The following is a 23,368-nucleotide window of genomic DNA, read 5'->3' as shown; positions in this document are numbered from 1 at the left end:
ATGAATCTGCACTGCGCGGCAAGAATTTTTGCACCTTGTCGGCCCATCCTTGGTCGGGTTTTCGTGCTGTATGCATGAAGATGGTGATGTTTTTTTTTAGCATATTCATTAGCTTACTGAAATCGACGATGCGGCGTGCGCCATTCTGGCACGCTCACTGCATTGTTAGAGCATCCTGTCTGATGGCTGGCATAACGACGCCGACCATGAGAGAAAAGGCTTACAAAATAGAGCAATAACCCCAGACAACGCTGACACCAACTGTAACCAGAGCCGCCGGCTCCATCGGAGAATTACCATGGCTGAGAAGACACTTGCCCTGATTGAAGAACACGAAGTCAAGTGGGTTGATCTGCGCTTCACCGACACCAAGGGCAAGGAGCAGCACGTCTCCATCCCGGCGCGTGCAGTGGATGAGGAATTCTTCGAGAACGGCCAGATGTTCGATGGTTCCTCCATCGAAGGTTGGAAGGGCATCAACGAATCCGACATGATCCTGATGCCGGACGACGGCACTGCCTTCCTCGACCCGTTCACCGAAGACACTACCCTGGTGCTGCGCTGCGACGTCATCGAGCCGGCCACCATGCAGGGCTATGAGCGCGATCCGCGCTCCGTCGCCAAGCGCGCCGAGGAATACCTGAAGTCTACCGGTCTGGGCGACACCGCCTTCTTCGGTCCGGAGCCGGAATTCTTCATCTTCGACGAAGTGCACTGGAAGAACGAGATGAACGGTTCCATGTTCAAGATCTCTTCCGAAGAAGGTGCCTGGGCGACCGATTCCACGCCGGAAGGCGGCAACCTGGGTCACCGTCCGCGTCTGAAGGGCGGCTACTTCCCGGTCCCGCCGATCGACAGCTTCCACGATATCCGTGCTGCCATGTGCAACACCCTGGAAGCCATCGGTCAGGAAGTCGAAGTTCACCACCACGAAGTGGCGAACGCCGGCCAGAACGAGATTGGCGTCAAGTTCAATACCCTGGTCAAGAAGGCCGATGAGGTTCAGGAACTCAAGTACGTGATCCACAACGTGGCTCACGCCTACGGCAAGTCCGCGACCTTCATGCCCAAGCCGCTGGTCGGGGACAACGGTTCAGGCATGCACGTTCACCAGTCCTTCTGGAAGGATGGCGACAACCAGTTCGCCGGTGACGAGTACGCGGGTCTGTCCGAAATGGCTCTCTACTACATTGGCGGCATCATCAAGCACGCTCGTGCCCTGAACGCCTTCACCAATGCGTCCACCAACTCCTACAAGCGTCTGGTGCCGGGCTTCGAAGCGCCGGTCATGCTGGCCTACTCTGCCCGCAACCGTTCCGCTTCCATCCGCATTCCGTACACTGCCAGCCCGAAAGGCAAGCGTGTCGAGGCGCGTTTCCCGGATCCGACGGCCAACCCGTACCTGGCGTTCTCCGCGATGCTGATGGCCGGTATCGACGGTATCAAGAACAAGATCCACCCGGGTGACGCGATGGACAAGAACCTCTACGACCTGCCGGCCGAAGAAGCCAAGTCCATCCCGACTGTGGCCGAGAGCCTCGAACAGGCCCTGACCGCGCTTGACGGCGATCGTGAGTTCCTGACCCAGGGCGGCGTCTTCACAGACGACATGATCGATGCCTATCTCGAGCTGAAGGGCGAAGACGTCCAGCGCCTGCGCATGGCGACTCACCCGCTCGAATTCGACATGTACTACAGCGTCTAAGCACTGCAACGCCTAAGCACTGCAACGCCCAAGTACAGCAACGCCCAGGCGCTGCAGAGGTTGAGGCAGTCATTCGCTAGCCACGCCATCTGGCGGAGTGCCTTCCAGGTGGAGGCAAGCCCACGACGATGACGACAGCAGGGCCATACCGACAGGTGTGGCCCTGTTTTTCGTTCTGGCTCTTTGCTCTGATCCTTTTGCCTGATATCGGCAATGCTGCTGACAGACCTGCAGGGCGCGGTGGTAGCCTTGCGTGACAGTCAATGCCCACAGGCGTCTTGTCGAGGGCCCCAAATGCTGGCATCAACGCGGTAAGCTTTGTAACTTGTTAGCCTTGTCAACAGGCAGCAGGATCGCCTGCCGATAGACCCAATCCCGCTGGAGCTGCCTGCGGCTTCTGGCCTCCCATGACTCTCTTCAGGAATCTTCGGATGTGGCCCTTCGTATCCTCCCTGCGCGTCGCGAACCCCGCGACTGACTCGCGTGCACTGCCAGCAGCGCGCCCCGAGCCACTGCAGTGCCTGCTGCTGGCAGCGACGCTGATGCTGACGAGCCTGTCGTTCGATCTTCAGGCGGCTCAGGTCTATCGCCACGTCGATGCCAATGGCAACGTGGTCTTCAGTGATCAGCCTGCGGGCGGCAGCAAGGTGCAGCTGACGCCGCTCAGCGTGGTGCCATCGACGGAATCCCTGCCGCCGCGGCGCAGCACGCCGTCGCGCGTGAGTTCTTCCTCATCCAGCGAGAGCACCCGGGCGCCTGCGGTGGATGTGGCTTTCCGTGGCTATACCACCTTCACCATCCAGAGCCCGTCCAACGAGGAAACGCTGCAGACCGGACAGGCGGGCAATCTGGCGGTACGCCTGGGGATCGAGCCCAAGCTGCGTCCGGAAGACAAGGTGCGCGTGACCGTGGATGGCGCGCCGTCTCAATCCGCCATGCACAGTACCGTCTTCATGGTGCCGGCGTTGGAGCGTGGCAAGCATGTCATCCAGGCGGAGTTGCTGGATTCCACCGGTCGCGTACGCCAGACCAGCGAGCCGAAGGTGGTCTATGTGCAACGCGCCAGCGTCAATCTGCCTCGTAACCCGAACAATCCTGCCAATGCTGGCGGAGGCTAGCAGCGTCTGGGCGGCCTTCTTTCATCGCGCGTTTCACCTTCGCTGACAGGCCGCCCTCGGGCGGCTTTTTCGTGTCTGGGCCAGTCGATATCGGGTTGCCTGATGGCGGAGTGAAGCAACACGAGCTCGAGCGCGATTTCTCGCCTGCACCATTTTGGTGCCAATATGAGGGGCCAGAAATGGTTGCACAGCATCGGACGCCGTGTTTTCGGTGCCTGCACCAGACTGGCGCGGTTATTGCAGAACAGGGAGACGTACTGCAGATGGCGAACAAACCCATGCATCAACGACTGCTCGAACACCTCAACACTGCCGTGGTGGTGCTGGACTCACAACTGCAGATGGTCTGGATGAATCCCGCCGCGGAGACGTTGCTGGCGGTGAGTCTGGTGCGCGTGAAGGGCAGTACGCCCGACAACATGCCGGGGTTGGATGACACCCTGGTCAATGTGCTGCGCAAGGCGCTGGAGGAACAGCATCCCTACACCCAGCGTGAGGCCGAGATCATCAACGCAGCCAATGAAGCGCTGACGGTGGATTTCACCGCGACGCCCATCAGCGCCAATGAACTGCTGGTCGAGATAGAACCGCGTGACCGCCTGATGCAGATCTCGCGCGAAGAAGCGCTGATCGCCCGCCAGGAGGCGGTCAAGGTGCTGACACGCGGGCTGGCGCATGAGGTCAAGAACCCGCTCGGCGGCATTCGTGGCGCTGCCCAGCTCCTCGAGCGTGACCTGCCCGAACCGCAGATGGTGGAATTCACGCGCATCATCATCGAGGAGGTGGACCGCCTGCGGGATCTGGTCGACCGCATGCTGGGGCCGAACCGGCCACCGCTGCAGTCACCGGTCAACATCCACTCGGTGACCGAGCGGGTGCGCTCCCTGCTGGCGGCGGAAGGGCATCACATCAAGCTGACGGCCGACTATGACCCGAGCTTGCCGGAGGTGATCGGCGACGAAGGCCAGCTGATCCAGGCGGTACTCAACATCGCACGCAACGCCACCCAGGCGCTCAACGAGCAGCCCCGTCCGGATACGCACGAGGGCGAAGAGGCGCCCTGGGAGATCACGCTGCGGACCCGCGCTCGTCGTCAGTTCACGCTGGGCCATGAGCGCCACCGACTGGTGTGCGAGCTGGCGATCATCGACAACGGCCCCGGCATCCCGGAGAGCCTGCGCGAGACGCTGTTCTACCCGATGGTCTCGGGGCGCGCCGAAGGCTCAGGGCTCGGGCTGTCGATCGCCCAGGGCATCCTGCACCAGCATCAGGGGCTGATCGAGTGTGACTCGCGCCCCGGGCATACCGAATTCCGTTTACTCATTCCGCTAGCCGGCACTTCTGGAGATCACACATGAGCGAGACTGCCCGCGTCTGTATCGTCGATGACGACCGCGCCATTCGCTGGGTGCTGGAGCGCGCTCTGGCACAACCCGACCTCGAGGTGGAAACCTTCGAGCGTGCTGATCAGGCCGAAGCCAGCATCATGCGTCAGTGCCCGGATGTCCTGATCACCGATATCCGCATGCCCGGCACCGATGGCCTCGACCTGATGGCGCGCGTGCGCGAGAAGTACCCGGACCTGCCCGTCATCGTGATGACGGCGCATTCCGACCTCGACAGCGCCGTGGCTTCCTATCAGGGCGGCGCCTTCGAATACCTGCCCAAGCCGTTCGATGTGGATGAAGCGCTGGCGCTGGTACGGCGCGCCGTGGCACATGCCCGTGAGTCCAAGGCACCCGCCGCCGTGCCGGAAGGACTGACCAAGGAAATCATCGGCGAAGCGCCGGCGATGCAGGAAGTCTTTCGCGCCATCGGCCGCCTGTCACAGTCGCATATCACCGTCCTGATCAACGGCGAGTCCGGTACCGGCAAGGAGCGCGTGGCCCAGGCGCTGCATCAGCACTCGCCGCGCGCCGGCAAGCCGTTCATCGCACTCAACATGGCCGCGATTCCCAAGGACCTGATGGAATCGGAGCTGTTCGGCCACGAAAAGGGCGCCTTCACCGGCGCCACGGCGCTGCGCCGCGGGCGCTTCGAGCAGGCCGATGGCGGCACGCTGTTCCTCGATGAGATCGGTGACATGCCCGCCGAGACCCAGACTCGCCTGCTGCGTGTGCTGGCCGATGGCGAGTTCTATCGTGTCGGTGGCATCACGCCGGTCAAGGTCGACGTGCGCATTATCGCCGCGACGCACCAGCACCTGGAAAAGCTGGTCGAGGATGGGCGTTTCCGTGAGGATCTCTTCCACCGCCTCAACGTGATTCGCGTGCATCTGCCGCGCCTGTCTGAGCGCCGCGAAGACATCCCGCGTCTGATGAGCCACTTCCTGGGCGAGGCCGCGCGTGAGCTGTCGACCGAGCCCAAGGTGCTGACGGAGGCCGCGGAGAAACACCTGACGCGTTTCGACTGGCCGGGCAACGTGCGCCAGCTCGAGAACACCTGTCGCTGGCTGACGGTGATGGCCTCGGGGCGAGAAGTGATGATCGAGGACCTGCCGCCGGAGCTGCGCGATGCCAGCGGCACCGAGGCGGCCTCCGGCGATTGGCGTGGTGCCTTCCGCGAGTGGGCAGACCGCGCACTTGCCGCCGGTCATACCCATCTGCTGGAAGAAGCGGTGCCCGACTTCGAGCGCATCCTGATCGAGACGGCCCTCAAGCATACCGGTGGTCGCAAGGGCGAAGCCGCCGAGCTGCTGGGCTGGGGACGCAACACCCTGACCCGCAAGCTCAAGGTGCTGCTGCCGGCGCTGGCCGAGGACTGAGGACTGCCTGAGCGGGGTCGAGGGTAATCTTGGCGAGCTGAGGATGACTTGAGCGGGCTGGAGACAAGGAGAACAGGGTGCCACAATCCCTGTTCTCTTTTTCATGCGCGTCATTCACCTGTTATCTGCTCGCCGGCGCCAGTGCTCGGCGCCTGCCAAGGAGTTGCCTGATGTCATCGATGAGCTGGGAGCGACTGCTGGAACCGAGTCGCCTGCATGACGCACCGGGCACCGTATCGCGTGAGATGGGGCGGACTCCCTTCCACAAGGACCACGACCGCATCGTGTTCGCGGGTTCCTTCCGTCGCCTGGGGCGCAAGACCCAGGTTCATCCGCTGACCGACAACGACCACATCCACACGCGCCTGACCCACTCGCTGGAGGTCGGCTGCGTCGGTCGCTCGCTGGGCATGATGGTCGGCGAGAAGCTCAAGGAGCAGTTGCCCGACTGGATCACGCCGTCGGATCTCGGCGTCATCGTCCAGACCGGCTGCCTGGGACATGACATCGGCAACCCGCCCTTCGGGCATGCCGGGGAGTATGCCATCCGTGACTGGTTCGCCGCCGAGGCCGCCAGTGATAACGGTCGGCTGGCCGGGCTGAGCGATGCCGAGCGCGAGGACCTGCTCACCTACGAAGGCAATGCCCAGGGCTTTCGCATCGTCACCCAGATCGAATACAACCAGTTCCATGGCGGCATGCGCCTGACGGCAGCGACGCTGGGCACGCTGCTCAAGTACCCGTGGACGGTGGAGCACGCCACGGCGGGCGGCAAATTCGGCTGCTATCAGAGCGAACGTGGGCTGCTGGATCAGGTCGCCGAGCGTTGCGGTCTGCTGGCACGGGCCGATGGACGCTGGTGCCGTCACCCGCTGGCGTGGCTGGTCGAGGCCGCCGATGACATCTGCTATGCGCTGCTGGACCTGGAAGATGGCCTCGAGATGGGCATCCTGCAGTTCGAGGAAGTGTTCGAGATTCTCACCGGCATCAGCGGTGGCGAGCCGCGCGAATATCAGGAGATGGTCGCCCGCGGCACTTCCCAGCGGCGTAAGGTGGCGGCGCTGAGAGGCGCGGCGATGGAGCGTGCCGTCAATGATGTCGCCGAGGCTTTCGTCCAGCGCGAGACGGAACTGCTGGCCGGTACGCTCAGCGAAGACCTGCTCGACCTGTGCCACCCCGACCTTGGCTGGGGCGTGCGGGAAGCCAAGAATCTGGCGCGCCAGAAGATCTTCCGCAACGAGCGCAAGGCCAAGCTGGAGATAGGCGCCTACACCACGCTGGGTATCCTGCTCGAGGCCTTCATCGGCGCTGCGCATGAGCTGCATACCAAGGGACGTTCCAGCTTCAAGCATCAACGTGTGCTGGCATTGATCGGCGAGAACACGCCGACCAAGGACTGGGATCTCTACCGCAGCTATCGGCGCATGCTCGACTTCATCGGCGGCATGACGGACCACTTCGCGGTGGATCTCGCCCAGGAGATGGGCGGGCGCCTGCGCGGCGACTGAGAGCGAGGCGCCATCAGCCCGATCATCTAAAGCCTGATCACTGCAGGCTTCATCACTTTCAGCCTCATCATTACCCGCCGGGGAGCGGCAGCGGTGCCGTGCTGTTTCCTGGCGGATGCCTGCTGTCCGGCCTGACATCTGCTGCCTTTGCTGCGCCTTCCTTGCGTTTTACCCCTCTGTGGCTGCCCACCTCTGCGCTGCCTGTTCTGGCTGTGTCTTCCCTGCTGATTTGCCTGTCGCTGTCAGTCTGTCGTCGTGCTTCCTGTTCCTCTCTGGGCCCTAGGCGCCAAGGCCCTCCGCGCGTCAATGAATGACTTGCATGCGTTAAATTATCTTTACGTAGGCGCTTGGATCGTTGTACTAGGATTGTACGCAGTGGAGATGCGTGTATCGCAATCAACCATGATAAGCTGTTATTATGCACAGCAATAACGATAAATGAGGCTTATAAATGAGCAAGGAAACCCGAACGGTATCGGCCAAGACGGCGGGGGATCGGCCGGAAAAGGCCTTCGACATGATCGACAAGCCGACCTTCTTCGGCTCGATCTTCCTGCTGTTGGCAGTGACGCTGCCCCTGGTCATCTTCCCCGAGCAGGGCGCGATGTGGGTATCGGCGGCCAAGAACTTCGTCACCAGCAAGCTCGGTGTGCTCTATCTGCTGCTCGGCGTGGGGGCCGGCGGCTTCATGATCTACATCATCTTCAGCGACATCGGTCAGATAAAGCTCGGTGATGCCGAGGAGAAGCCCGAATTCTCCATCGTCTCATGGGCAGCGATGCTGTTCTGTGCCGGGATCGGGGCCTCCATCCTGTACTGGTCGATGATCGAGTGGGTCTACTACTACCAGTCGCCCCCGTTCCATGTGGAAGGCAAGACACCGGAGGCAGCGGAATGGGCCGCGGCCTACGGCATCTTCCACTGGGGCCCGCTGGCCTGGGCGATCTACCTGATCCCCGCCGTGCCGATCGCCTACTTCTACTACGTGCGTCACCACAGCGTGTTGAAGATTTCCGAAGCGCTGATGCCGGTGCTGGGCGAAAAGCTGGCGCATGGCTGGCTGGGCAAGCTGATCGATATCAGCTTCGTCTTCGGCATGCTGGGCGGCGGAGCGACCACCCTGGGGCTGGCGGCACCGATGATCAACGAGGGGGTGCACGAGCTGTTCGGGGTACCCAAGTCGCTGACCACGCAGATCGTGGTGCTGCTGGTGTGTACCGCCCTGTTCGGCTACAGCGCCTACGTGGGTCTCAAGAAGGGCATCAAGCTGCTGTCAGACATCAACTTCTGGCTGGCGGTCGGCCTGTTGCTGTTCATCTTCATCGTGGGGCCGACCCTGTTCATGGCCAATACCGGTCTGGATGCGCTGGGCCGCGTGATGAGCAACCTGATCCTCATGGCCACCTGGCTGGAGCCGTTCGCCGAGTTCAAGGGCTTCGAGGACACGCACTTCCCGCAGGACTGGACCATCTTCTACTGGGCTTGGTGGCTGGTGTTCGCGCCCAGCGTGGGGCTTTTCATCGCGCGTATCTCGCGGGGCCGCACCATCCGCGCCATGGTCGCCGGTTCGATGTTCTTCGGCACCATGGGCTGCTTCCTGTTCTTCATGGTGATGGGCAACTACGGCCTCTACCTGCAGCTGTCCGGTCAGCTGGACGTGGTCACCATCCTCAATGACCAGAGCCCGACCGCGGCCATCTTCGCGATGCTGCACACGCTGCCGCTGGACTACGTGGTGATCTTCGCCTTCACGCTGCTGGCACTGATCTTCACCGCAACCACCTTCGACTCCATCTCCTACATTCTGGCCGCTGTGGTCCAGAAGGAAGTCGACGAAGAGCCGATGCGCTGGAACCGCCTGTTCTGGGCCTTCGCGCTGTCATTCATGCCCATCGTGCTGATGTTCATCGGCGGGCTGGAGACCCTGCAGACGGCTTCCATCATCGGGGGTGTGCCGCTATTGGCAGTGGCCTTGATGCTGTGTATCTCCATCGTGCGTGCCGCGCACTATGACCTGCGCTACCAGCCGGATTACACGGTCAAGGAAATCAATATCGAGGAATTCCCGGAAGATGACCCCTGGACTGAAGAAGGCACCTGGGAAATCCCCGACGAGGACGTGCCGGCAGCAGGCAAGCCGCGGCAGGACCCGCCCAAGGATCATGTCGAAGGCGACCCGCACAGCCGCCCCTCGCGCCTGTAAGGAAATGAGCCAGCTGGCCAGTCGAATGGCCGCGACCAGACGACAGAGCGCCGCCCATCGGGCGGCGTTCTGTCGTTCAGGGCTGTCGTTCAGGGCTGTCGTTCAGGGCTGTCGTTCAGAACGGTCAGCGCTCAGCCGGCTTCCAGCAGTGTCTCGCGGCGCCTGCGGGGCGGTGTCAGCTGCGGGGGTGTCGGATCGTTGTCGCTGTTGTCGAGCGCTAGATGACGGCGAATGGCGGCACCGATGCGACGCGAGCTGTCCGGAATGCCCTGATTGCCGAACAGACGATTGAACTCGAACACGATGGGATGGCCATCGACCATCGCGATATCGAAGCCGGCATGGTCGACACCCAATGCCTCGGCCAGTTGCAGGGCCAGGGCGATGGCGGGGGCCGGGATATTGTCGTAGGACGTCTCGCCACCCTGACTGACATTGGAGCGATAGCCGCCCAGCGGCGTGACGCGCCAGTAGGCGGTGATGACTTCGCCACCTACCACCACGATGCGCAGGTCGCGGTCGATCTCCAGGCGCGGTTGGGCATACAGCACCGGATGCTCCGCCGCATGCTCTTCCAGTTCGCCACGCGACTGGATCAGCTTCACACCGACACCCATCGAGCTTTTGACTTCCTTGACGATCAGCGGGTAGCCGAAGCGCGCCTCGATATCATCGATTGCCTGACGGCTGGCGCCGCGAATCTCGGTCGGCGGCACATTGTCCGGGCAGATGGCCTGAAAGACGCGCGTCTGCTCGACCTTGTCGTGGCCGATCGCGTAGCTGGGCAGGCTGGGGAAGATGCGTTTGCCGAGGCCGTAGACCAGAGTGGTGATCTGCCAGTATTCGGGAAACAGCAGGATGTCGGCGGCGCGGATCTCGTCGAGGTGATCCAGCATGCGCTCCGGCTTGATATACCGGACACCGGGGATGCCGAGGGTGCGAAAAGCGTCGAAGGTGATGAGTTTCATGTGGGATATGTCGCCAGGAGCGCCATCATTGCGATAGCGCGATAAGGTTGCCAAGGCTGGACCGGCGCGTATTTAACGCCGGGCGGGTTGCCTTGGCAAGCCTTTGTCTGGCGCTGCCATGCTCCGAGGGGCCGGAGCATGGCGGAGGGTCAGTTGGTGGCGAGGCGCTCGGCCTGAACGCGGTCGAGAATCGCCTCGTTGATGCGCTGCTTGAGGGCGTCATCCAGGGTCGGGCAACCCTCTTCGGGAGCCATGCAATGGGTGCTCAGCCACTCGGCCAGGCCCTCGCCATTGACGACCTCGGGGTCATTCTCGCGCTGGGGTCCTTCGCGCACGATCTGCCAGCCCGGCAGGGCCAGCAGCCCCTGCACCGGAACCTCGACACCGCACTCACGCTTCAGCCAGGCGGCCGTCCAGTCGCGTGCGGTACGTGTCTCGCGCAGCGGTTTGCGCTCGCGATAGCCCGGGAAGTACAGGCGACCATCCTTGAGCTTGACCTCATCCTTGAGTGCGCCCAGTGCATCCAGCGGCCGTGAGCGCGCCTTGGTACGAATGGCGTAGGCCCCGGCGGGGGTGACCACCAGATGATCGATATGGAAGTCATCGGCCGGCACGTCGTGATAGACCATGCTGGTGAGCTGTTCCGGGCGGATGAGCTGGTCGAGCTCCTGACCGATGGACAGCTCGCAGGCCAGCCCCAGCTTGAGCTTGCGGATACGCTGGAAGTGCCGCGTCAGGCGCAGCGCGAACACCAGCACCAGCAGCGCACAGGCCAGACCGTAGGCGGCCCACTCAAGCCAGTTCTGCTCTTCACCGAACACCATGCGCCCCATGCCGTAGACCAGCGGGCTCAAGGTGATGAGCGGCCCGAGCGCCCCGTCGAGAAACAGCGCCTGGAAGGCCTCATCGAGACGATCGCGCAGGCTCTGGCCCGGTTCGCGCAGCTGACGGCGGGTCAGTGGCGACTGGATGCGCCGCTCATGCAGGCCGCGCATGCCCAGCACCACCAGCGCGATGGCACCCAGTGGGGTCAGGAAGAAGACGGGTAACAGGTATTCCAGCCAATCCATCGGGATGTCCTATCTGAAGGAAAGGGAGGGCATGTTCAATGCCCCAGTGCCCGCGGCAGCGGCGTGAGCGGGATCTCGACCTCGCCCTCGCCCTCGCCTTGTGAGGTGCTGGCGTCACCCAGCACCGGCACCGCGCTGTCATTGATCCAATACAGGCGGCCATCGCTGCGCACATCGGCTTGCAGCGCGTAGCGATGGCCTTCCTCGATGGCATTGCGATCGTACTGCAGGCTGACCGGGAAAGGCCCTTCACGCAGGCCGCCATAGCGGGTACTGGCAATCAGTCCAGCCTCGGCGTCGGCGCGGGAGACATCCACCAGGCGCACTTCCAGCATCGCATCCGGCGGTGCGGTGAAGGCCTGCTGCGGCACCACGCGCGCCTGCAGCTGCGTGAAGTCCGGGCCGGTCATGCAGCCACCCAGCCCGAGCGTGGCCAGCAGCAGGCCAGAGAGCGAGAGCGTGCGAGCCGAAAGCCGGCGTGGCGTGATGAAGTTCAGCATGGAAATCCCTTGTGCAGCGAGATGGAAGGCAGTGGTGCGCGCAGCGGGCGTTCAGCCACCGGCCAGCTTGACGGTATAGCCCATCCGCGTGAGTTCCGCCTTGAGCGTCTCGCGGTGATCGCCCTGGATCTCCACGATGCCATCCTTGAGGCTGCCGCCAGTGCCGCACCGCTGCTTGAGAGTCTTGGCCAGGGCCTTGAGTTCCTTCTCGGCGAGCGGAATCCCGCTCACGGTGGTCACGCCCTTGCCCTTGCGACCGCTGGTCTCGAGCCGGATACGCACCACGCCATCGAGGCTTGCCAGGCGTTCACGCTCGGCGAGGTCGGCACATTCGCACTCGGCTTCGGCACGCCGACACTCAGGGCAGGTTGCGCCATGTTCGGTGGAATAGACAAGCCCGGACAGTTGATCCTTGAGCGAGGCCATGATGTCTCCTGCGATACGGTGATGAATGATCAATGCCAAACGGAATCTCGAAAGGATACCTGCGTGCGCGAGAGGCTGGCACCCTGAGGCGTATAAAAAAGGCGACCCCGAAGGGTCGCCTTTCTCTTCACTCCCTGCCTGCTCGCGTGCGGACAGGCTGGCAGGGATACCTTGGCGGGGGCCGCCCGATCAGTTGATCTTCGGGTCCAGCTCGCCACGGTTGTAACGCTCGAACATCGCTTCGAGGTTGATCGGGTCGATCTTGCTGCCATGACCGGCGGCACCGAAGGCTTCGTAGCGGGCGATGCAGATGTCGCGCATCGCCTTCACGGATTCCTTCAGGTACTTGCGCGGGTCGAATTCAGACGGGTTCTGGGCCATGAAGCGACGGATGGAGCCGGTAGAGGCCAGGCGCAGGTCGGTGTCGACGTTGATCTTGCGCACGCCGTGCTTGATGCCTTCGACGATCTCGTCGACCGGCACGCCGTAGGTTTCCGGAATCTTGCCGCCGTATTCGTTGATGATTTCCAGCCAGTCCTGCGGCACGGAGGAAGAGCCGTGCATCACCAGGTGAGTCTCGGGGATGCGGGCGTGGATTTCCTTGATGCGCTGGATGGACAGGGTGTCACCCGTCGGCGGCTTGGTGAACTTGTAGGCGCCGTGGGAGGTACCGATGGCGATGGCCAGGGCATCGACGTGGGTCTTCTTGACGAAGTCGGCGGCTTCTTCCGGGTCGGTCAGCATCTGGTCGTGGTCCAGCTTGCCTTCGGCACCGATGCCGTCTTCTTCACCGGCCATGCCGGTTTCCAACGAGCCGAGGCAACCCAGCTCGCCTTCGACGGACACGCCACAGGCGTGGGCCATCTCGACGGTGCGACGGGTCACATCGACATTGTATTCGTAGCTGGTCGGGGTCTTGCCGTCTTCGCCCAGCGAGCCGTCCATCATCACCGAGCTGAAGCCCAGCTGGATGGAGCGCTGGCAGACTGCCGGCGAGGTACCGTGATCCTGGTGCATGACCACCGGGATATGCGGGAATTCTTCCACCGCAGCCAGGATGAGGTGGCGAAGGAACGGCGCGCCCGCGTATTTGCGTGCGCCGGCGGAGGCCTGGACGATCACCGGAGAATCGGTGTGGTCGGCGGCTTCCATGATGGCGCGCATCTGCTCGAGGTTGTTGACGTTGAACGCCGGGATGCCGTATCCGTACTCGGCTGCGTGGTCCAACATCTGGCGCATGCTGATCAATGCCATGACATCACCTGTCTTTTTGAGGAATCGAGTGGAGAAGCGTCAGGTGCCCCCCGTCTGCTGACGGGGGGCGACCTTGTGGCCGTGACTCTAAGCCTGCGCCAATGAGGACACAGGCGGGTTCAGCTTGCTGCGGCTTCCAATGCCGCAACGGCCGGCAGTACCTTGCCTTCCACGTATTCGAGGAAGGCGCCACCACCGGTGGAAATGTAGGAGACGCGCGACTCGACGTCGTACTTGTCGATGGCCGCCAGGGTGTCGCCACCTCCGGCGATGGAGAAGGCGTCGCTCTCGGCGATGGCCATCGCCAGCTGCTCGGTGCCGTTGGCGAACTGGTCGATCTCGAACACGCCGACCGGACCGTTCCAGAGAATGGTGCCGGCATCCTTGAGCAGCGCACCGAAGCGTGATGCGGTCTCCGGACCGATATCCAGGATCATCTCGTCGTCCTGGACGTCGGCGACGGCGCGCACGACGGCTTCAGCCTTGTCGGAGAACTCGGTGGCGACGACGACGTCGGTCGGCAGCGGAATCTCGACCTTGTCCATCAGCGCGCGAGCAGTATCGAGCAGGTCAGCCTCGTAGAGGGACTTGCCGACGTTGTAACCGGCCGCCGCGATGAAGGTATTGGCGATGCCGCCACCGACGATCAGCTGATGGCACTTGTCGGACAGCGCCTTGAGTACGTCGAGCTTGGTGGAGACCTTGGAGCCGCCGACGATGGCGACCATCGGCGCACGCGGTGCGGCGAGTGCCTTCTCGAGGGCTTCCAGCTCGGCGGCCAGCAGCGGGCCGGCGCAGGCGTTTGGCGCGAAGCGTGCCACGCCATGGGTCGAGGCCTGGGCACGGTGCGCGGTGCCGAAGGCATCCATCACGTAGACATCGCACAGCGCGGCGTAGGCGCGGGACAGGGATTCCTCGTCCTTCTTCTCGCCCTTGTTGAAGCGCACGTTCTCCAGCAGCACGACCTCGCCTTCGGCGATATCCGGTGCCGTGTCGAGATAGTCGTTGATCAGGCGCACCGGGCTGCCCAGCAGCTCGCCCAGATGTGCCGCGACCGGTGCCAGCGAGAACTGATCTTCCGGCTCACCCTCGGTGGGGCGGCCCAGATGACTCATCAGCATCACGCGTGCGCCGGCGTCACGTGCCGCCTTGATGGTCGGCAGGCTGGCACGGATACGCGCGTCGCTGGTCACCTGACCGTCGCGGATCGGCACGTTGAGATCTTCGCGGATCAGCACACGCTTTCCGGACAGGTCGAGGGCGGTCATCGTTTGCACGTTCATGACGGGTTCCTTGGTCGTGAATCGGTGGAGAGAGCTTCCCTCGCCAGAGGCGTTGTCATCTCGCAGGCGTGCCAATGGGTGGCGACGTCCAGCATGCGATTGGCAAAGCCCCATTCGTTGTCGAACCAGCACAGCATCTTGATCAGCCGGCCGCCGGCAACACGGGTCTGGGTTGCATCCACGATACCCGAGCGCGGATCGTGGTTGAAGTCGATGGAAGCCGTCGGCTCCTCGCTCAATCCCATCAGGCCCTGCAGGCGTCGTGCGCAGGCCTCGCGCAGCAGGTCATTGACCTCATCCGCGCTCACGTCACGCTTCACCTCGATGGACATGTCCATGCAGGACACGTTGATGGTCGGCACGCGCAGGTGCAGACATTCGAAGCGTCCTTCCAGGTGCGGCATCAGGCGGTTGATGCCCTTGGCCAGGCCGGTATCCACCGGCACGATCGAGCTCATCGCCGAGCGCGTCAGGCGCAGGTCCGTCTGGTGGTAGGCGTCGATCACCGGCTGGTCGTTCATCGCCGAGTGCACCGTGGTGGTGACGCCGCGCTCCAGACCGAAGGCCTCTTCCAGCACCGTCAGAATCGGAATCAGGCAATTGGTGGTGCACGAGGCCGCCGAGACGATGCGCATGCCGCTGCCTGCCTGCCCCGCCTCGGCGGGGGCCAGCGCCGACTGGTTGATGCCGCACACGATGGTGGCATCGACATCGGCGTCGGTATCGCCGGGCTGGGAGAACAGCAGTCGTCCGGCGCCTGCCGCCAGATGCCGCTCGGCGGTGGCGCGGTCCTTGAAGCTGCCGGAGCACTCCAGCACCAGGTCAATCCCCAATGCCCGCCAGGGCAGGCAATCTGGATTGGCCTCGGACAGGATGCTGATCGCATGGCCGTTGACGACCAGCTGGCCGTCGCGCTGTTCCACCGTGCCGGGGAAGCGGCCGTGGGTGGTGTCGTAGCGGGTCAGATAGGTGATGGTGTCCAGATCTGACAGCTCGTTGATCGCGACCACTTCCAGCGGCAGTGACTCACCGCGTGCTTCACGTTCTACCAGCGCTCTCAGCACACACTGACCGATGCGTCCGTAGCCATTGATGGCCACTCGCAAGGGAGGATTTCCCTGGCGTCGGGACGCCTTGTCTCCCTGGGGGGCGTCGGCGGTGGTCAGAGGCGGCTGGTGGTTCAAGGATGTCGTGTTCCGAGTGTTTTTCAGGGGGTCCATGGTAGCGCATCGCTTTGCTGGGCGGAGAGAGCGAAAGGCGCGCAAGCGCCTGATTTCTGGTTTTTTTCGTCTAAGGACGCGTAGTCACACTACCCAACTGGTGGGGTTGTGTAGTCGCCGTCTGCGCTGTCTTTCATGGGCACGGTCGCTGGAGAATGACCGTTCATGCAAGATGAATCGTGTCATCAAGCCGCGACTCGTGTCAGCCACGTCGACTACAGGCGACAGCCGGTGACGCTTGAGGACTCCTCGAGTGTCGCACAGACGAAAACGCCGCCGCTCCCAGCGGGAGGCGGCGGCGTCGATCTTCATCCCACTCCGTCATCGACGAAGTGGGTCAGGCGGTGTTCAGCCCAGCAGCTTGTTGGCGCGTTCGACCACGTTCTCGACCGTGAAGCCGAAGTGCTTGAACAGGTCGCCGGCCGGCGCGGATTCCCCGAAGGTCTCCATGCCGATGATGTCGCCGTTCAGACCGACATACTTGAACCAGTAGTCACGATGACCGGCTTCGATCGCCACGCGCGCGGTGATGGCAGACGGCAGCACGGATTCACGGTATTCCGCGTCCTGCGCATCGAACAGGTCGGTGGCTGGCATGGACACGACACGCACGGCGCGACCGGCGGCTTCCAGCTCGGCGGCGGCATCCATCGCCAGACCGACTTCGGAGCCGGTGGCGATCAGGATCACTTCCGGCTGGCCGTTGGCGGCGTCCTTCAGCACATAACCACCACGGCTGATGTTGGCCAGCTGAGCCTTGTCACGGTTCTGATGCGGCAGGTTCTGACGCGACAGGATCAGCGCGGTCGGGCCGGAGTGACGCTTGATGGCCGCATCCCATGCCGCCGCGGTCTCCACGGCATCCGCCGGACGCCAGGTGGACAGGTTCGGCGTGGTGCGCAGGCTGGTCAGCTGTTCGATCGGCTGGTGCGTCGGGCCATCTTCGCCCAGACCGATGGAGTCGTGGGTGAAGACGTAGACGGCCTGCTGACCCATCAGGGCGGCCATGCGAACGGCGTTGCGCATGTATTCCATGAAGATCAGGAAGGTCGCGCCATACGGGATGAAGCCGCCGTGCAGACCGGCACCGTTCATGATAGCGCCCATGCCGAACTCACGCACACCGTAGTGCAGGTAGTTGCCGCTGAAGTCTTCGCGGGTGATCGCCTGGGCGCCCTTCCAGAAGGTCAGGTTGGACGGGGCCAGGTCGGCACTGCCGCCGAGCAGTTCCGGCAATTGCGGGCCGAGCTGGTTCAGGCACTCGAAGGAGGCCTTGCGCGAGGCCGGGCTGTCGCCGGCGGCCTGGGCATCCTCGATCATCTTCTCGCTGGTCAGGGCGTGCGGCAGCTTGCCTTCCAGACGGCGGGTGAACTCGGCGGCCAGTTCCGGGTGTGCTTCGGCGTAACGGGCGAAGCGCGTATCCCAGTCGCTCTCGAGCTTGGCGCCGCGCTCGCTGGCATCCCACCCCTGATAGATGTCTTCCGGGATATGGAAGGGCGCGTGGGCCCAGCCCAGCTTCTCGCGGGTGGCGGCGACTTCGTCGTCACCCAGCGGCGCGCCGTGGCAGGACTCGGTGCCTTCCTTGTTCGGGGAGCCGAAGCCGATCACGGTCTTGCAGATGATCAGGCTCGGCTTGTCGGCGTGGCTCTTGGCCAGCGCGATGGCGGCGTTGATCTCTTCCGGCTTGTGGCCGTCGACGTTGGCCACGACGTGCCAGCCGTAGGATTCGAAACGCTTGGCGGTGTCATCGGTGAACCAGCCTTCGACTTCGCCATCGATGGAGATGCCGTTGTCGTCATACAGGGCGATCAGCTTGCCCAGACCCAGGGTACCGGCCAATGAGCCGACCTCATGGGAGATGCCTTCCATCAGGCAGCCGTCACCCAGGAAGCACCAGGTGGTGTGGTCGACGACGGTGTGACCCGGACGGTTGAACTGCGCCGCCAGTGTCTTCTCGGCGATCGCCATGCCCACGGCATTGGCCAGACCCTGGCCCAGCGGGCCGGTGGTGGTCTCGATGCCCGGCGCATAACCGTATTCCGGGTGACCGGCGGTCTTGGAATGCAGCTGGCGGAAGTTCTGCAGATCTTCAAGGCTCAGCTGATAGCCCGTGAGGTGCAGCAGGGAGTAGAGCAGCATGGAGCCGTGGCCGTTGGACAGCACGAAGCGGTCGCGATCGGCCCAGTTCGGGTTGGCCGGGTTGTGCTTGAGGTGGTCGTTCCAGAGCACCTCAGCGATGTCGGCCATGCCCATGGGGGCGCCGGGGTGGCCGGACTTGGCCTTCTGAACGGCGTCCATGGAAAGTGCACGGATGGCGTTGGCCAGGTCTAAACGGGAAGGCATGCAGTAGCTCCTCGCCTGCGGGCGTCAAGAGTGGGGCAATGAATCACGGCGTGCTGAGCCGGGCGCCCAGTGCCTCCCGAGAGCCAGGGCATGCTGCTGCCTGGGTCTCCTTCAGGACTGTGCGCCTGAAAACAGTGCGCCGGAAAGGACAGTGCGTCGCGTGAACCTTGTACGCGCGGACTCGCGTCCGAGCGTGATCTCCGGGCGGGTATTGTCACCGAGATGACAGGGCGCGGCAAATCGCATCCGGGATGTGTGCTCGTCCAAAGGTGGCAACGGCTTATTACCCTGTATGCAGCGCTTGTCGCAAAAAGGTCTCGATTGGACGCCCCCACGCGCCCCATTGCGCTAGGAACTCACATAAGTGGCGTGTAAACTCGCCCCCCCGAGGCTCAACCGCCCGTGTTGAGCCTCATCGTGCGCCGCAAGCGTGTTTCTACTCGGTCGTCAACGCAGTCTGCCGTCAGTGGCCGAATCATCCCCGCATCCGAAAAGAGGGTCGAGGACCAATGAGCGAATACTCACTCTTCACATCCGAGTCCGTGTCCGAGGGGCATCCGGACAAGATTGCCGACCAGATTTCCGACGCCGTGCTCGATGCCATCATCGCGCGCGACAAGCAGGCACGCGTCGCGTGCGAAACGCTCGTCAAGACAGGCGTTGCCATCGTGGCCGGTGAGATCTCCACCAGCGCGTGGGTGGATCTCGAGGAGCTGGTACGTCGTGTCATCACCGATATCGGCTATACCTCTTCCGACGTCGGCTTCGACGGCGAGACCTGTGGTGTCCTCAACCTGATTGGCAAGCAGAGCATCGATATCGCCCAGGGCGTCGATCGCACCAAGCCGGAAGATCAGGGGGCGGGCGACCAGGGCCTGATGTTCGGCTACGCCACCAACGAGACCGACTCCTTCATGCCGGCGCCGATCCACTACGCTCACCGTCTGGTCGAACGTCAGGCGGAACTGCGCAAGAACGGCATGCTGCCGTGGCTGCGTCCGGATGCGAAGAGCCAGGTCACCTTCCGCTACGACGAAGCCGGCAAGCCGGTCGCCGTCGAAGCCGTCGTGCTGTCCACCCAGCATGACCCGGAAGTGTCCCAGGAAGACCTGCGCGCGATGGTCAAGCGCGAGATCATCGAGCAGGTGTTGCCGGCCGAGTGGCTGTCCGAGACCACCGAATACCACATCAACCCGACCGGCAACTTCGTCATCGGCGGTCCGGTGGGTGACTGTGGTCTGACGGGTCGCAAGATCATCGTCGACACCTACGGCGGCATGGCGCGTCACGGTGGTGGTGCCTTCTCCGGCAAGGACCCGTCCAAGGTCGACCGCAGCGCCGCCTATGCCGGTCGCTACGTGGCCAAGAACGTCGTCGCCAGCGGCCTGGCCGACAAGTGCGAGATCCAGGTCTCCTACGCCATCGGTGTCGCCGAGCCGACCTCCGTCTCGATCAACACCTTCGGCACCGGCAAGATCAGCGATGCCAAGATCGTCGAGCTGGTGCGCGAGCACTTCGACCTGCGTCCGTACGCCATCACCACCATGCTGGACCTGGCGCACCCGATGTATCAGCTGACCGCTGCCTACGGCCACTTCGGTCGTGAGCCGTTCGAGCACAGCTACAGCTGGACCGACGTGAGCGGCGAGCAGAAGACCGAAACCTTCACCGCTTTCCCGTGGGAAAAGACCGATCGTGCCGCTGGTCTCAAGGCTGCCGCTGGCCTGTAAATCCGCCAGCTCGACAGGCCTGGCAGGTGGCGGACGTCTCGCCCCTCGCCTTTCGATGCCATGACAAGAAAACCCGCCTCGGCGGGTTTTCTTGTCTCTGGCCCTCCTTCGGACAACAACAGGAGAGATGCCCAGTGGCTGATCTACGCTATCTCAAGGGCTACGCCCCCGAGATCCAGCAGCAGGCGAGTGAACTGCTGGCCTCGGGGCGTACGGCCGACTTCTTTCTCGGCAAGTATCCCGAGCCCCATCAGCTGCAGGGGGCCAGGGCGCTGCATGACTACGCCATGACGCTGAAGAATCAGTATCTGCGCAGCTCGGCGCCGATCAGCAAGGTGATCTATGACGACCGGATTCATGTCATCGACAATGCCCTGGGGCTGCATACCTTCGTGTCGCGGGTGCAGGGCAGCAAGCTCAAGGCCAAGCATGAGATCCGTATCTCATCGCTGTTCCGACGCCTGCCCGAACCCTTGCTCAACATGATCGTGGTGCATGAGCTGGCGCATCTGCGCGAGAAGGCCCACGACAAGGCGTTCTATCGACTCTGCTGCCACATGCAGCCGGAGTATCATCAGCGTGAGTTCGAGCTGCGCCTCTATCTCTGCCACCGTGAACGCCACGGCGATCTCTGGTAGCCATGAGCCGCTCTGGGCAGCCTCGGCCGGCAGTGGCGAGGTCGAGCTCGGTCACATGGGGCTTCTGTTCCTCGAGGAAGCCGGTGGCGGCATTCTGCTCGGGCTGGCGTTGGGCGCGCTGGTCTACCAGCTGATGCGCAGCATCGACCAGTGTCAGGTCGAGGTGATGCTGAGCCTGGCGCTGGTACTGGGCGGCTACGCGCTGGCCTCGGCGCTGCACGGCTCCGGCCCCATCGTGATGGTGTTGGCGGGGCGTATCATCGGCACCATGGCGCGTGATGGCGCCATGTCTGACAACTCTGGCGGGGGCCTGCACCGAAGTAGCGTTTATAGATCAACCCTCTGCACCAGTACGGCGAGGCCACCACGCGGTGTAGCATGAGCAGGTGCCTTGATTGCCAGAGAGGAAGTGCCGTGTCGCTTCAGGAGCGTCTGCTGTCCCGACGTGAAACCGAGGATGATGAGTCACGCCATTTTCGTGCGCGCCTCAACTACACCTTCGTGCTGTTCGCCATGGCGGGGCTGTCGTGTTTTCTGCTATTTGATTATTTCCAGGTCCCCAATGCCTGGCCGACGCTCTGGGTCGGACGATTCCTGCTGCTCGGCGTGTGCCTGATATGCCTCGCGCTGCTGAGGAACGATCCCCAGCGACCAGATGATATCGCATTGCTCGGCGCCGTCTGCGCCAATCTGTACTTCTGTTTCGGGGCATCGATGATCGAGGATGCCATCACGCTGTCGCTATGGAATCTAAGCTTCTCGACCTGCATGCTGATTGCCATGCCGGCATGGCTGGTCTGGGGCTGGCGTTATCAGTTGACCAGCAGCTTGCCGTTGATGTTTTGCTACATCCCCATCTTCCTGTGGCTGAGCCCTTTGCAATTGACGGATCTTGTCGGGGCCGGCGGAACATATACGCTGGCGACGATGATCATTGCTCCAGCACTGGCGCACGCCCGCAGCTCCACCTTCCAGCGCACCGTCAAGCTGCGCCGGGCACTGGAAGTGCGCAACGCCGAGCTCAGTCACATGAATCAGCAGCTGCTCACGCAGCAGCATGAGCTGGAATACCGTGCCAATCACGATCTGCTGACGGGGCTGCCCAATCGCCGTTTCGGCTTGGATTTTCTCGAGCGGATGCTGGCCGAGAGCACGAGCACTCGGCAATGCATGTCGATCCTGTTCGTGGATGTCGATCGCCTGAAGCACGTCAACGACAGCTTCGGGCACGCCGAGGGTGATCGCTTGATCCAGCTGGTGGCCCGGAGCGTCGCCCAGGCGGCCGGTGACGACGGGCTGGCATGCCGTCTGGGCGGCGATGAATTCCTGGTCGTGATGCCCGGTGCCTGTGATATGGCCAGCCAGCAGGCGACGACCCAGTTGATGCGCCATCTTCAGGAGCAACGCCTGGAGCAGCAAATTCCCTTCCCGGTCGAGGTGAGCATCGGGCGTGTCACCCACGACCCGGTATTGCAGGCAGATGTGGATGTCGATGATCTGATCCATATCGCGGATGACCGCATGTATCGTCAGAAGCGCGCTCGGCGGCGGGCCATGGCGGGGGCCAACGACCCTCAGGCGTGAGAAAGCCCGCAATCTTCCCTTCATTCATGCCGCAAGTGATTGACGGCAATGGCTGTCATCGCTTTTTCATGTTGCTGTTACGGGTATGTCATCGCCTCCCCTCAGTCTTGCTGGGCAACGACAGGGGCCATCTGGGCCTCGCTTGTCGATTCCGCCTGGCAACCCGGAGGTGACTGACATGACCGCTTTGCAATCGGCTCCCCATGCTGAAATGCCGCCTGCTTCCGACGCTCTCGGTCAGGTTCGTACGCTGTTCATCTCCGACGTGCATCTTGGGACTCCGGACTGCCAGGCGGCGCTGCTTGCGAAGCTGCTGCGTCGCGTGCGCCCGGAACGCCTGTATCTGGTCGGCGATATCGTCGACCTGCTGGCGATGCGCAAGCGTGCGGTGCTCGACAAGGACCAGCAGGCGCTGGTGGCGCGGGTGCTGCGTCTGGCGCGCAGCGGCTGCGAGGTCATCTACATTCCCGGCAATCATGATGCCGCCTTCCGGCGCCTGTGCGGCCTGAAGCTGCACAACGTGAGCATCGAGCGGCGCGCGATCCATACCACCGGCAGCGGTCGTCGTTTGCTGGTCTCCCACGGTGACGAATTCGACACCCATGTGCGCATCGCGCCGTGGCTGCTCAAGCTGGGCGATGGCATGCACGGCTTCATCCTGTCGCTCAATCGCTGGTGCAATCGCGCGCGTGGCATGTTCGGGCTGCCGTACTGGTCGCTGGCCAGCGCGCTCAAGCGGCGCAGCGGCACCGCCCAGCGCTATGTGGCCCAGTTCGAGGAAGCCGCCATGCGTCAGGCGCGCCTCGAAGGGCTGGATGGCTATGTCGGGGGGCATATCCACCAGGCGGGCTTCCGGGTCGAGGAAGGCGTGCTCTACTGCAACGATGGTGACTGGGTCGAGCACTGCACCGCGCTGGCGGAAGATGCCCAAGGCGCGCTGCACCTGATCGACTGGCAGGGTCAGATCCTCGAGACGGCGCCGCGCCATCTGATGCCGCGTCCGGTGCCGGCCGCGACGCCCGACGCCGTCACGCCCGAGATGGCCGGCGCCTGA

19 protein-coding genes are annotated in these 23,368 nt (G+C 63.2%); 11 read left to right on the top strand and 8 right to left on the bottom strand.

All coding sequences use genetic code 11. The annotated features are described in order from the left end of the window. Positions 1-298 precede the first annotated feature (298 nt). The 6 genes from FLM52_17210 to FLM52_17185 all read left to right on the top strand — a co-directional run bounded on the left by FLM52_17210 (position 299) and on the right by FLM52_17185 (position 9,298). Positions 299-1,705, top strand: a complete 1,407-nt coding sequence (locus FLM52_17210) for a glutamate--ammonia ligase (protein ID NVN57463.1) — start codon at positions 299-301, stop codon at positions 1,703-1,705. A 542-nt stretch (positions 1,706-2,247) separates the two neighbouring features. After that, on the top strand, positions 2,248-2,823 hold the full coding sequence (locus tag FLM52_17205; protein ID NVN57462.1) for a DUF4124 domain-containing protein: 576 nt from the start codon (positions 2,248-2,250) through the stop codon (positions 2,821-2,823). Between the two features lie 278 nt (positions 2,824-3,101). Continuing rightward, entirely contained in the window at positions 3,102-4,181 is a 1,080-nt protein-coding gene (locus FLM52_17200; protein NVN57461.1) for a PAS domain-containing protein, read from the top strand. Continuing rightward, the gene (gene ntrC / locus FLM52_17195) at positions 4,178-5,587 is read left to right on the top strand and encodes a nitrogen regulation protein NR(I) (GenBank protein NVN57460.1); all 1,410 of its coding nucleotides are present in this window, start codon (positions 4,178-4,180) and stop codon (positions 5,585-5,587) included. The genes FLM52_17200 and ntrC overlap by 4 nt, the downstream gene beginning before the upstream one ends. Positions 5,588-5,757: 170 nt before the next feature. Further along, entirely contained in the window at positions 5,758-7,095 is a 1,338-nt protein-coding gene (locus tag FLM52_17190; GenBank protein NVN57459.1) for a deoxyguanosinetriphosphate triphosphohydrolase, read from the top strand. 451 nt (positions 7,096-7,546) lie between these two features. Further along, positions 7,547-9,298: a BCCT family transporter gene (locus FLM52_17185; GenBank protein NVN57458.1), complete on the top strand. Its 1,752-nt coding sequence runs from the start codon at positions 7,547-7,549 to the stop codon at positions 9,296-9,298. A gap of 131 nt (positions 9,299-9,429) precedes the next feature. Here the strand turns inward: FLM52_17185 and FLM52_17180 are convergent, their stop codons facing one another. From FLM52_17180 to tkt, 8 genes are all read right to left on the bottom strand, one after another. Next, positions 9,430-10,266, bottom strand: coding sequence for a hypothetical protein (locus tag FLM52_17180; protein NVN57457.1), 837 nt, complete (start codon positions 10,264-10,266; stop codon positions 9,430-9,432). Positions 10,267-10,415: 149 nt separating this feature from the next. Beyond that, positions 10,416-11,336: an NERD domain-containing protein gene (locus tag FLM52_17175; GenBank protein NVN57456.1), complete on the bottom strand. Its 921-nt coding sequence runs from the start codon at positions 11,334-11,336 to the stop codon at positions 10,416-10,418. A gap of 35 nt (positions 11,337-11,371) precedes the next feature. Next, positions 11,372-11,836: a hypothetical protein gene (locus tag FLM52_17170; protein ID NVN57455.1), complete on the bottom strand. Its 465-nt coding sequence runs from the start codon at positions 11,834-11,836 to the stop codon at positions 11,372-11,374. A 51-nt stretch (positions 11,837-11,887) separates the two neighbouring features. Next, positions 11,888-12,262, bottom strand: a complete 375-nt coding sequence (locus tag FLM52_17165; GenBank protein NVN57454.1) for a translation initiation factor Sui1 — start codon at positions 12,260-12,262, stop codon at positions 11,888-11,890. Positions 12,263-12,451: 189 nt separating this feature from the next. Then, the gene (locus FLM52_17160; GenBank protein ID NVN57453.1) at positions 12,452-13,516 is read right to left on the bottom strand and encodes a fructose-bisphosphate aldolase class II; all 1,065 of its coding nucleotides are present in this window, start codon (positions 13,514-13,516) and stop codon (positions 12,452-12,454) included. A gap of 119 nt (positions 13,517-13,635) precedes the next feature. Next, the gene (locus FLM52_17155) at positions 13,636-14,799 is read right to left on the bottom strand and encodes a phosphoglycerate kinase (protein ID NVN57452.1); all 1,164 of its coding nucleotides are present in this window, start codon (positions 14,797-14,799) and stop codon (positions 13,636-13,638) included. Beyond that, entirely contained in the window at positions 14,796-16,019 is a 1,224-nt protein-coding gene (locus tag FLM52_17150; GenBank protein NVN57451.1) for an erythrose-4-phosphate dehydrogenase, read from the bottom strand. The genes FLM52_17155 and FLM52_17150 overlap by 4 nt, the downstream gene beginning before the upstream one ends. A gap of 348 nt (positions 16,020-16,367) precedes the next feature. Further along, positions 16,368-18,362 carry a transketolase gene (gene tkt, locus FLM52_17145; protein ID NVN57450.1) on the bottom strand — a complete coding sequence of 665 codons (1,995 nt, stop codon included), beginning with the start codon at positions 18,360-18,362 and terminating at the stop codon, positions 16,368-16,370. A gap of 509 nt (positions 18,363-18,871) precedes the next feature. Here tkt and FLM52_17140 point away from each other — a divergent pair. The 5 genes from FLM52_17140 to FLM52_17120 all read left to right on the top strand — a co-directional run bounded on the left by FLM52_17140 (position 18,872) and on the right by FLM52_17120 (position 23,368). Continuing rightward, a complete protein-coding gene (locus FLM52_17140; protein ID NVN57449.1) occupies positions 18,872-20,092 on the top strand; it encodes a methionine adenosyltransferase in 1,221 nt (406 codons plus the stop codon). 134 nt (positions 20,093-20,226) lie between these two features. Further along, positions 20,227-20,730 carry a M48 family metallopeptidase gene (locus FLM52_17135; protein NVN57448.1) on the top strand — a complete coding sequence of 168 codons (504 nt, stop codon included), beginning with the start codon at positions 20,227-20,229 and terminating at the stop codon, positions 20,728-20,730. A gap of 55 nt (positions 20,731-20,785) precedes the next feature. Further along, positions 20,786-21,112: a hypothetical protein gene (locus FLM52_17130; protein ID NVN57447.1), complete on the top strand. Its 327-nt coding sequence runs from the start codon at positions 20,786-20,788 to the stop codon at positions 21,110-21,112. After that, complete coding sequence (locus FLM52_17125) at positions 21,109-22,314, top strand: diguanylate cyclase (protein NVN57446.1); 1,206 nt, start codon at positions 21,109-21,111, stop codon at positions 22,312-22,314. The genes FLM52_17130 and FLM52_17125 overlap by 4 nt, the downstream gene beginning before the upstream one ends. 211 nt (positions 22,315-22,525) lie before the next feature. Continuing rightward, positions 22,526-23,368: a UDP-2,3-diacylglucosamine diphosphatase gene (locus tag FLM52_17120; protein NVN57445.1), complete on the top strand. Its 843-nt coding sequence runs from the start codon at positions 22,526-22,528 to the stop codon at positions 23,366-23,368.

The organism is bacterium Scap17 (assembly GCA_013376735.1).
In the GTDB taxonomy this organism is placed as follows: Bacteria; Pseudomonadota; Gammaproteobacteria; order Pseudomonadales; family Halomonadaceae; genus Cobetia.
This window is presented reverse-complemented; position numbering and strand designations above follow the sequence as displayed.